The 9456-nt window shown below is 60.4% G+C and carries 8 protein-coding genes; 2 read left to right on the top strand and 6 right to left on the bottom strand.

The features are described 5' to 3' along the window. The 3 genes from ADADOO_RS15225 to ADADOO_RS15215 all read right to left on the bottom strand — a co-directional run. Positions 1-1018 (bottom strand): transglutaminase-like domain-containing protein (locus ADADOO_RS15225; protein WP_511278350.1); only part of this gene is annotated, 1018 nt, incomplete at its 3' end. Positions 1019-1098: 80 nt separating this feature from the next. Next, positions 1099-2526 (bottom strand): PhoH family protein, encoded by a 1428-nt coding sequence (locus tag ADADOO_RS15220; RefSeq protein WP_511278349.1) that lies wholly within the window; start codon positions 2524-2526, stop codon positions 1099-1101. Positions 2527-2563: 37 nt separating this feature from the next. Further along, positions 2564-3019 (bottom strand): peroxiredoxin, encoded by a 456-nt coding sequence (locus ADADOO_RS15215; RefSeq protein ID WP_511278348.1) that lies wholly within the window; start codon positions 3017-3019, stop codon positions 2564-2566. A 94-nt stretch (positions 3020-3113) separates the two neighbouring features. Between ADADOO_RS15215 and ADADOO_RS15210 the strand changes: the two genes are divergently transcribed. Next, positions 3114-5258 (top strand): ABC transporter substrate-binding protein, encoded by a 2145-nt coding sequence (locus tag ADADOO_RS15210; RefSeq protein ID WP_511278347.1) that lies wholly within the window; start codon positions 3114-3116, stop codon positions 5256-5258. Next, positions 5255-6427, top strand: coding sequence for a methyltransferase (locus ADADOO_RS15205; protein ID WP_511278346.1), 1173 nt, complete (start codon positions 5255-5257; stop codon positions 6425-6427). Before ADADOO_RS15210 ends, ADADOO_RS15205 begins: the two co-directional genes overlap by 4 nt. A gap of 129 nt (positions 6428-6556) precedes the next feature. On the opposite strand, the gene ubiG is transcribed toward ADADOO_RS15205, so the two are convergent. The 3 genes from ubiG to ADADOO_RS15190 all read right to left on the bottom strand — a co-directional run bounded on the left by ubiG (position 6557) and on the right by ADADOO_RS15190 (position 9384). Then, a complete protein-coding gene (gene ubiG, locus ADADOO_RS15200) occupies positions 6557-7261 on the bottom strand; it encodes a bifunctional 2-polyprenyl-6-hydroxyphenol methylase/3-demethylubiquinol 3-O-methyltransferase UbiG (RefSeq protein ID WP_511278345.1) in 705 nt (234 codons plus the stop codon). A 70-nt stretch (positions 7262-7331) separates the two neighbouring features. Next, a complete protein-coding gene (locus ADADOO_RS15195; RefSeq protein ID WP_511278344.1) occupies positions 7332-7994 on the bottom strand; it encodes an OmpA family protein in 663 nt (220 codons plus the stop codon). A 55-nt stretch (positions 7995-8049) separates the two neighbouring features. Further along, positions 8050-9384: a TRZ/ATZ family hydrolase gene (locus ADADOO_RS15190; protein ID WP_511278343.1), complete on the bottom strand. Its 1335-nt coding sequence runs from the start codon at positions 9382-9384 to the stop codon at positions 8050-8052. Positions 9385-9456: the final 72 nt, after the last annotated feature.

Raw genomic sequence — 9456 nt, 5'->3', positions numbered from 1 at the left:
GGTCAACGGGAATCCATCCGTAGCCTGGCACGTAGAATTCGGCGCGGACGTGATGGCCACGAGTTGCATCATCGCTGCTTAGTCCAAGGCTGCGAAACAGCCGCGATGATCCGGTACGCATGCCATAGACACAGCGTGCCGGGATGCCGATGGCCCGGCAGATTGAGACGAAGAGGCCATTGATGTCAGCCGAGCGCCCACCGTACTGTCCCTGAATCAGCTGTCGGCGCACGTCACCGGTCCCACAGCCGGGCAGACCTAAATCGTAAGTCGTGTTGTCGACAACCCAGTCGTAGATGGCCTTGGCCTGCGCAACCGGGTCCTTGATCCGTCCCAGGATACGCTCGCCGAGTTGGAAGGCCAGACCATCGTTGGGAATTTGTTGCGAGGCCTGCAGGTTGCGGCGCAGGATGTCTTCGCGCTCCGGGGCGACCGTCCTTTTGGTAACGTCAAAATGGCGGTCAGCGGTGGTGACCAGCGTGGTCAGTTGAAGCCGGGCGTCGCTGCTGTCCGGCCATTCACAATAGAAGACCTCAAGGTCGCCATCCGGCAAGCGGCGCATGCTGGCGTTGGCTTGGTTGCCAGCCCAGGAGTGGCCGAGGGTACGTTGGAATAGCGTGTCCTGGTTGAGGGGGAGGGGGAGCCAGAGCTTGCTGGTGCCGCTCGTGTTTTTCAGGTTGACCGTTGTCGTGATTTCAAAGGTGCGCCATTCGCTCGGCGGTTCCGGCGCTTTGACGGGGGGCAGACGGGAGGCGGTAGTGCCTTGCGGCGGTCGCTCAATGACCGAATCTTCTGCGGTATGAGTAACCGGTTCGGCTGGCCTGTAGCTAATTTTGCCTTTATGGCGATCATGGCGGGAGCTTGTCTTTTTCGATGACTTGCCGGCGGCGCCTTTGTGTTTTGGGTTGCTGGCGGCAGCCTTTGACGAACTGGCTTTTGCCTGTTTTTTTGCCGCCCAGGCGTCGGTGATGAAGAGCGAGAGTGCGGCAGCTGATGCTAGAAAATCGCGACGTTTCAAGAAACTCCTCCGGCTGAAACATTCCGTGGTTGAAACGAAAAGGCCGTGTCACTGACACGGCCCCTTGATTGATGGGGAAATTATAGCACTTCGGCCGCGTGGTCAGCCAAGCGGGAGCGCTCGCCGCGTTGTAACGTGATGTGACCGGAGTGCGGCCAGCCCTTGAAGCGGTCGACGACGTAGGTCAGGCCGGAACTGCCCTCGGTCAGGTACGGCGTGTCGATCTGGGCGATGTTGCCCAGGCAGACGACCTTGGTGCCGGGACCGGCGCGGGTGACCAGTGTTTTCATCTGCTTCGGCGTTAGGTTTTGTGCTTCGTCGATGATCAGATATTTCTTCAGGAAGGTTCGGCCGCGCATGAAGTTCATCGACTTGACCTTGATCCGCGAACGAACGATGTCGTTGGTCGCTGCTTTGCCCCATTCTCCGCCGTAGGGGCCACTGCTGCTGTCGTCGGTGTGGGTCAGGACGTCGAGGTTGTCTTCGAGGGCGCCCATCCACGGCGCCATCTTTTCTTCCTCGGTGCCGGGCAGGAAACCGATGTCCTCACCGACCGGCACGGTGGCGCGGGTCATGATGATTTCGGCAAACAGCTTGCTTTCGAGCACTTGGGTCAGGCCGGCGGCCAGGGTCAGCAGGGTTTTGCCGGTGCCGGCCTGGCCGAGCAGGGTGACGAAATCGATGTCGGGATTCATGAGCAGGTTCATCGCGAAGTTCTGCTCGCGATTGCGCGCCATGATGCCCCACACGGCGTTCTTCGGATGGCTGTAGTCGATCAGCGTTTCGAGGACCGCGGTCTTGCCGGCGGTTTCCTTGACGATGGCCGTGAAGCCATCCTTTTCCAGCCAGACGCACTCATTGATCAGCATTTGCGGACAGAGGGGGCCGGTCACCTTGTAATAGGTCCGGCTGTCCTTCTTCCACGATTCCATGCCCTTGCCGTGCTTGTCCCAGAAGTTGTCGGGCAGGGCGCGGGTGCCGGAGTAGAGGATGTCGGTGTCCTCGAGCACCTTGTCGTTGAAATAGTCCTCGGCGAGCAGGTTGAGGGCGCGCGACTTGATGCGCATGTTGATGTCTTTCGACACCAGGATGACCGGGCGTTTCGGGAACTTTTTCTGGAGGTGGATGACCACCGACAGGATCTGGTTGTCGACCTTGGAGGTCGGCAGGCCCTGTGGCAGTTCGCTGCTGATTGCTTCGGTCTGCAGGAAAAGGCGGCCGCTGGCTTGTTTGCTGGAAGGGGCGTAGAGATCGATGCCTTCATCGATATCGTCGCCGTTGCTGGCCAGCAACTCATCGAGCATGCGCGAGGTCTGGCGCGCATTGCGGGCAATTTCCGACATGCCCTTTTTGTTATTGTCGAGCTCTTCCAGCGTCATGATGGGCAGGAAAATGTCGTGTTCTTCAAAGCGGAAAATACTGCTCGGGTCGTGCATGAGCACGTTGGTGTCGAGAACGAAAAGTTTGGTAACGGCGGGCTTCTTGATGGCTGCGGGCTTGCGCGGCATGGAGTGGGCCTTTGGTTGGGTGGGAAAATTGAAAGGGTTAAAGGGTTTTGACGAAATCGAGCACTTCCTGGACGTGGCCGGGGACTTTGACGCCACGCCACTCGCGGCGCAGCACGCCGTTGCGGTCGATGACGAAGGTGCTGCGTTCAATGCCGCGCACCTGTTTCCCATACATGTTTTTCATTTTCATGACAGCGAACAGGGTGCAGATGGCTTCATCGGTATCGGAGCCCAGTTCGAAGGGGAAACTCTGTTTGGCCTTGAAGTTTTCATGCGACTTCAGGCTGTCGCGGGAGATGCCGAGAACGACGGCGTTGGTGGCGACAAACTGGTCGTGCAGGTCGCGGAAATTCTGGCCCTGCGTGGTGCAGCCGGGCGTGCTGTCTTTCGGATAAAAATAGATCACGACGACCTTGCCGGCTTGGGCGGCCAGGCTGAAAGTGGTGCCGCTGGTCGCTGGCAGGGAAAAGTCGGGGAGTGTCGTCTCAAGCATGTGGCTGGCTCTCTATTGTGGTGTTTGAGGCATTGTGGGCAATTCTCGTCGGGCAGGTCAAGCGGTGCGGCGGGCATTTGCTAAACTTCCGGCCATGCGAAAAATCTGTGTGAGCCTCGTTGCCGTCTTTGTCCTGTCCGCTTGCGGCCCGGCCTGGAACGATCCCTACCCGGTCGCCGATGCCGGTCGCAACATTCTCTACACGGCTTTCACCGATCGCCCCAAGCATCTCGATCCGGCGCAGTCCTACACCGAGGACGAGATTGCATTCACAGCGCAGATTTACGAACCGCCGCTCCAGTATCACTACCTGAAACGGCCCTACGAGCTGATTCCGTCTACCGTTGAGCAGGTGCCGGTGCCGCGTTTCTACGACGCCGCCGGACGTGAATTGCCGCACGATGCGCCGGTCGAGCGTATCGCCGAGAGTGTTTATGAGTTGAAATTGAAGCCGGGCATCCGTTTTCAGCCGCATCCGGCCTTCGCCATTGATTCCCACGGTCAACCGGAAATTTTGGCCAAAAATGAAATCGCCAAACGACAAACCATGGCCGATTTTCCCAAGGTTGGCACGCGCGAACTGAACGCGGGCGATTACATCTACCAGATCAAGCGCCTGGCCCATCCGCGCCTGCATTCGCCGATTTTCGGCATGATGGCCGACAAGATCGTCGGTCTCAAGGCACTTGGCGACAGCCTGCAGAAAGCCGCCAAGGACAAGCCGTCAGCCGAATGGCTCGATCTCGATGCCTACCCGCTAAGCGGCGTCGAGAAGGTCGATGCGCTGACTTGGCGCATCCGCATCAAGGGCAAGTACCCGCAGTTCCTCTACTGGCTGGCCATGCCGTTTTTTGCCCCGGTGCCGCGCGAGGTCGACCGCTTCTTCAGCCAGCCGGGCATGGCCGAGAAAAACCTGACACTCGACTGGTGGCCGGTCGGCACCGGCCCGTTCATGCTCAGCGAGAACGATCCGAACCGCCGCATGGTTCTCTCGCGCAACCCGAATTTCCACGGCCAGACCTATCCCTGCACAGGCGAGCCGGGCGACCGCGCCGCCGGCTTGCTCGACGACTGCGGCAAGCCGCTGCCTTTCCTTGATCAGGCCATCTTCACGCGCGAGAAGGAAGCGATCCCGTACTGGAACAAGTTCCTGCAAGGCTATTTCGACGCTTCCGGAATTTCCTCCGACAGCTTCGATCAGGCCGTCCGCGTCAATGTCGGCGGTGACGTGGCGCTCACCGACGAGATGACCGACAAGGGCATCCGCCTGCTCACCTCTGTCAAGTCGTCGACTTTCTACATGGGCTTCAACATGCTCGATCCGGTTATCGGCGGTCTTTCGCCACGGGCGACCAAGTTGCGCCAGGCCATTTCGATCGCCATCGATCAGGAAGAATATATTTCCATCTTCCAGAACGGCCGTGGTATCGCGGCGCAAAGCCCGTTGCCGCCGGGCATCTTCGGTTTTGAAGCGGGCGAACAGGGGATCGATAGCACCGTTTACGACTGGGTCGATGGCAAGCCGAAGCGCAAGCCGGTCGAGGTCGCCAAAAAACTGGTGGCCGAAGCCGGCTATCCGAATGGCCGCGACGAAAAGACCGGCGAGCCGCTGGTCGTCAACCTCGATACCACCGGTGGCGGCATGGGCGAGAAATCACGCCTCGACTGGCTGACCCGGCAGTTCGCCAAGATCGACATCCAGCTCGTCGTCCGCTCAACCGACTTCAACCGCTTCCAGGACAAGATCCGCAAAGGCAACGTCCAGCTCTACTATCTCGGCTGGAACGCCGATTACCCCGACCCGGAAAACTTCTTTTTCCTGCTCGACGGCAACGAAGGCAAGGTCGCCAAGGGCGGCGAGAATGCCTCGAATTACGCCAACCCGGAGTTTGACCACCTGTTCCTGCGCATGAAAAACATGGACAACACGCCTGAGCGCCTGGGCATCGTCCGTCAGATGAACCGCATTCTGCACCACGACGCGCCCTGGGTCTTCGGTCTGCACCCGAAGAGTTACACCCTGAGCCACCGCTGGCTCAAAAACCGCAAGCCCAGCGAGGTCGGCAACAACACACTGAAATACCAGCGTATCGATACTGTTGATCGTGCTGCGGCAAGGCGCGAATGGAATCGCCCGATCCTCTGGCCGCTCGGCCTTGGCTTGCTGGTACTCGTTCTGGCCATCGTTCCGCCTATCGTCGGCTATCGTCGCCGCGAGCGGCGGGCCGCCCTCAAGTGAGGCTGGTCGAGCGCCAGCAAGGGCTGGATGCCGAGCTGCTCAACTTTCGCGACCTGTGGCACCCGCAGCCCTTTCGTCAGGCACGACCGCCATGGTGCGAACGCTGGCCGTCCCTGCTCGATGAATTGATGGCCTTGCCCGAGGCCGATATTGCCCGCCTCAACGACAACGGCACCATGGCGTTGGCACTCCTTTCCCGGCATATTCCGGGGCTCTCCAGGCTCGCCTTGCTGGCTGAATTGCCGGCCATGCCAGGCGCGCCTCTGCCTGATCGCAGCGCCCACTGGGCCTGGGAAATTCCCGGGCGCAAGCGCGAGCAGATCGAGGCCTTCGCCGTAGCGGCCGGTCAGGGCCGGCAACCGGTCCTCGACTGGTGCGGCGGCAAGGGCCACCTCGGACGGCTGTTGGCATTGGCCTGGCAGACGCCTGTGCATACCCTGGAGATCGATGCCAGTTTGTGCCAGGCCGGGGAAAGTTTGGCGCAACGGGCCGGGGTGCAGCAGGAATTTGTCGTTTCTGATGCGTTGACCGTAACAGCCTGGCCACAGGCCGGCCACCATGCCGTCGCCCTGCACGCCTGCGGAGAGCTGCATCGCCGCTTGATCCGCGATGGCGCGGCAAAAGGCGTGGCTGCCTTCGATGTTGCGCCCTGCTGCTACCACCGCGGCGTGGCTGAATGCTATCAGGCACAGTCGGCTGGTGTGCGATTGTCGCTGACGCGCGACGATACCCGTCTGGCTGTCACCGAAACCGTCACTTCGTCACCACGGGAAACGCGGCAGCGGGATCGGTCCATCGCCTGGAAACTCGGTTTCGATGCCTATCGCCGGGCGGTGACGGGCGACGCTTACCGAACTTTCAAGCCCGTTTCCGATGCCTGGATACGCGCCGAATTTGCTGAGTTTCTCGGCCGGATGGCGCAACGGGAGGGCTTGCCGCTGCCTTCGACTTCAGTTGCCGCAGAATTCGAGGTGCGCGGCTGGCAACGTCGCGACGAAGTGATGCGGCTATCCATCGTGCGTCATGCCTTCCGGCGGGCCATCGAAGTCTGGCTCGCCCTCGATCTGGGCTGCTTTCTCGCCGAACGTGGCTACGAGGTCGGCTTGGGTCGTTTTTGCGACCGGCGCCTGACGCCGCGCAATCTGCTTATTTCGGCCCGACTCGTCTAACGGGGTAACGGCCTGAGCGCCGTCAGCGATGGCTACGGTCGACCTTCCTGCAGCGGCAAAATATTGACCGCTTCTCCCGGGGCGGGCGCCGTGTCGGCCCGCGTCCCGTCCATCTCGCCGAGAGCGGCATCAAACATGCCGCGTGGCGCGCATCAGGTAATTGACGCTGGTGTCCGATCCCAAGGAATAAACCGTGGTCAACGGGTTGTAGCTCATGCCAATCACTTCGTCTGGCTCCAGGCCGGCTAGCTTGGCCCAGCGCGCCAGTTCCGAGGGTTTGATGAATCTGGCGTAATCGTGCGTGCCCTTGGGCAGCATGTTCATGATGTATTCAGCGCCAATCACCGCGAAAAGATAGGATTTCGGGTTGCGGTTCAGCGTGGACAGGACAACCTGCCCGCCAGGCTTGACCAGCCGCGCGCAGGCAGCGATGACGCTGGACGGGTTGGGGACGTGTTCGAGCATTTCGAGGCAGGTCACGGCATCGAAAGCACCCGGCATGTCGTTGGCCAGATGTTCAACGGAAATCTTGCGGTAATCGACTTTTTGGCCGCTTTCCAGCAAATGCAATCGGGCGACACCAAGCGGTTTTTCCGAAAGGTCGATACCGGTCACGTTGGCGCCACGTACCGCCATACCTTCCGAGAGCAGGCCGCCACCGCAGCCGACATCGAGGATGCGCTTGCCGGCGAGGCCGATGGCCTGGTTGATCCAGTCCAGTCGGAGCGGATTGATGTCGTGCAGCGGCTTGAATTCGCTGTTTGGGTCCCACCAGTGGTGGGCAAGATCACCAAACTTTTCCAGTTCGGCCGGGTCGGCATTGAGTGTGGTCATGTTGTTGAGAAAAATTGAGCGGAAAAGAAAAAGCCCCGCTGGGCGGGGCTTTCATTGCAGCAGCGGCCGATTACTTGGTGCCGATGACTTCGATATCGACGCGACGATCCGGCTGCAGGCAGTCGATCAGGGCCTTGGTCTTGGCGTTGCCCTTGCACTTGTTGCCGGTAACCGGTTGCTTTTCGCCTTTGCCTTCGGTGTACACACGGTTGGCTTCGATGCCCTTGGCGACCAGATATTCCTTGACGGCGGCAGCGCGCTTTTCGGACAGCTTCTGGTTGTAGGCGTCGCCACCGAGGCGGTCGGTGTGGCCGACGGCGAGGATCACTTCGAGCTTGATCGCCTTGGCCTTGGAAACCAGCTCGTCGAGCTTGGCTTTACCGGCCGGACGCAGGACAGCCTTGTTGAAGTCGAACAGGGCGTCGGCCGCGACGGTGATCTTTTCACCGGACGGCTTGACGCCGGCCGCCTTGGCGCCGCCATTACCCGTCGCGGCAACCTTCGGGGCGCAGGCTTCCTTCGGCAGCAGGTCCTTGTCGCATTCGCAACCGGCCTTGTCGGCAGCGGCAGCGGCCGGGGTCCAGTAGCCATCACGCCAGCACAGGCCGGTGCCCGACTTGGCAACGACGTCACGGCCGTCGATCAGATAAACGCGCTCTTGCGCCACAGCGGTAAAACCAATACCGGCCAGCAGGGCCAGAACCAGAGATTTTTTGGCGATATTTTTGATCATTGTTTTCCCTCGTTGAAGAAAATTTGAAAATCTTTAACCCGCGCTATGGCAAAAATCAAGGCTGCCGGCGGAATTCCAAGCCATTTTGCCATAGTGCAAGGGCCGAATCCAAGTGCTTTTGGTCGCTGTTGAGTAAAATTTTGTGGTCTACGCAACACTTTCCGTTCACCCAGACATGACTGACGCATTCTCGCCCGGCTACATTGACCAGATGTGACAGCGGATCGAAACAGGGCTGCATTTCTAGGGCGCCGAGGTCGACGGCGCAAAGGTCGGCCGACTTGCCGGGAGAAATCGAGCCGATTTCCTTGCCCAGGCCCAAGGCATTGGCTGCGTTGAGGGTTGCCATGCGCAGGATTTCGTGGGCGGGGAGGGCGCTGGCATCGCCGGTCAAGCCTTTGGCGAGGAGCGACGCCAGGCGCATTTCGCCGAACAGGTCGAGGCGGTTGTTGCTGGCCGCGCCGTCGGTGCCGAGACCGACATTGACGCCAAGTTGTCGCATCCGCGCCACAGGGGCGAAGCCGCTGGCCAACTTGAGGTTGGAGGTCGGGCAGTGGGCGATGCTGCAGCCGGTGGAGGCCAGCAACTGCAATTCGTCTTCGTTCAGGTGAACGGCGTGCACGCCAATAAAGTTGGGGCCAAGTTGGCCGAGTTGGCGTAGGCGCTCAAGTGGCCGACGTTGGTGTTGCCTGACGCTTTCCTCGACTTCATGTTGTGTTTCATGGATGTGGCAATGGACCGGTAGGTTCAGCTGCTCGGAAAGCGTCAGGATCCGGTCGAAGGTGCTGTCGGCGACGGTGTACGGGGCGTGCGGGGCCAGGCAGAAGCCGATCAGTGGGTCGTTCAGCCAGGTTTCGCGGACAGCCAGTCCCTTGTTTAGGTAATCGTCGGCGTCGCTGGCATAGGGCGTGGGGAATTCCAGGGCGATGATGCCGAGCATGGCGCGCATGCCCGCTTCAGAGGCCGCGGCGGCTGCGGCCTCGGGGTAAAAGTACATGTCGTTGAAGCAGGTGATGCCGCCCTTGAGCATTTCGGCGCAGGCGAGGCGGGTGCCGTCGTAGACGAACTGGGCTGACATGTGGGCGGCTTCGGCTGGCCAGATGTGATTTTGTAGCCAGTCCATGAGCGGCAGGTCGTCAGCCAGGCCGCGCATCAGGGTCATGGCCGCGTGGGTGTGCAGATTGATCAGGCCGGGAATCAGGATGTGATCAGGCAAGTTGACCTGCTGGCCTGGCGCAAAGCGCGCGTGCGCTTCGCCGCTGGGCAGGACGGCCAGGATGCGACCTTTGTCGACGGCGACGGCATGGTTGGTCAGCACGGTGTCGGGATCGACTGTGGCAATCCAGCGGGCGTCGATGAGCAGGTCGATAACTTGGGGTGTTGTTGTCATGTAAAACCGGGTCTGTACGGTAAGTTTGGCGTGTTAAAATAGCAAATTACGCTTGAATCAACTAATAAGGCA

It is taken from the genome of Azonexus sp. (genome assembly GCF_036170495.1).
GTDB lineage: Bacteria > Pseudomonadota > Gammaproteobacteria > Burkholderiales > Rhodocyclaceae > Azonexus.
Note: the sequence above shows the minus strand (reverse complement) of the source record. Positions and strands in the feature narration are given on the sequence as shown.

Bases quoted from the DNA above. Each gene is read 5' to 3' on its own strand.
- ADADOO_RS15220 (WP_511278349.1), bottom strand. From the start codon at position 2,526: ATGCCGCGCAAGCCCGCAGCCATCAAGAAGCCCGCCGTTACCAAACTT.
- ADADOO_RS15215 (WP_511278348.1), bottom strand. From the start codon at position 3,019: ATGCTTGAGACGACACTCCCCGACTTTTCCCTGCCAGCGACCAGCGGC.
- ADADOO_RS15210 (WP_511278347.1), top strand. From the start codon at position 3,114: ATGCGAAAAATCTGTGTGAGCCTCGTTGCCGTCTTTGTCCTGTCCGCT.
- ubiG (WP_511278345.1), bottom strand. From the start codon at position 7,261: ATGACCACACTCAATGCCGACCCGGCCGAACTGGAAAAGTTTGGTGAT.
- ADADOO_RS15195 (WP_511278344.1), bottom strand. From the start codon at position 7,994: ATGATCAAAAATATCGCCAAAAAATCTCTGGTTCTGGCCCTGCTGGCC.
- ADADOO_RS15190 (WP_511278343.1), bottom strand. From the start codon at position 9,384: ATGACAACAACACCCCAAGTTATCGACCTGCTCATCGACGCCCGCTGG.